The organism is Bradyrhizobium sp. BRP56, assembly GCF_020194035.1.
Taxonomy (GTDB): Bacteria; Pseudomonadota; Alphaproteobacteria; order Rhizobiales; family Xanthobacteraceae; genus Bradyrhizobium; species Bradyrhizobium australafricanum.
This window is the reverse complement of record NZ_JADYVV010000195.1, coordinates 1-474: the sequence shown is the minus strand read 5'-3', so window position 1 is coordinate 474 and position 474 is coordinate 1. Positions and strand designations below refer to the sequence as shown.

General features: G+C 42.4%; 1 protein-coding gene. It reads left to right on the top strand.

Annotated elements, in window-relative coordinates:
* Nucleotides 1-101 precede the first annotated feature (101 nt).
* On the top strand, nucleotides 102-474 hold a 373-nt coding region (locus I6F38_RS43340), incomplete at its 3' end, for a hypothetical protein (protein ID WP_225164708.1).

Here is a 474-nt window from a genome sequence, read left to right as displayed (position 1 = left end):
GCTAGTAAGTTAGTACATGATACGTTACGGCAGTCTATTGATAGCCAAACACTTATCAAACAATAACTAATTGCTCAATAATTCTTTTTTAATTCTTATTCATGCGACAGTTTCTTAAGTACGTTCTGGCCACCATTGTGGGTCTGATATTTTTTTCATTCGTCGGTTTTCTGTTACTGCTGGGGATTGGCGCTGCTTTTTCCTCGTCGGATAACAAGACCGTTGTCAGTTCAAATTCGGTGTTAAAGATTGATTTAGATAAGCCTATAGAAGAGCAGAGCAGCGAAAATCCGTTCAGTGATTTCGGGCCGATCAGATCATCGGGCGATGCCATTGGCTTGATCGAACTCAAACAAACGCTCAGAAAGGCTAAGGAAGACGATAATATCCAGGGCATTTATCTTCAGACCGAAAGCCCAATGGCCGGATGGGCTTCTATTGAAGAGGTTCGCAATGCCCTGATCGACTTCAAAC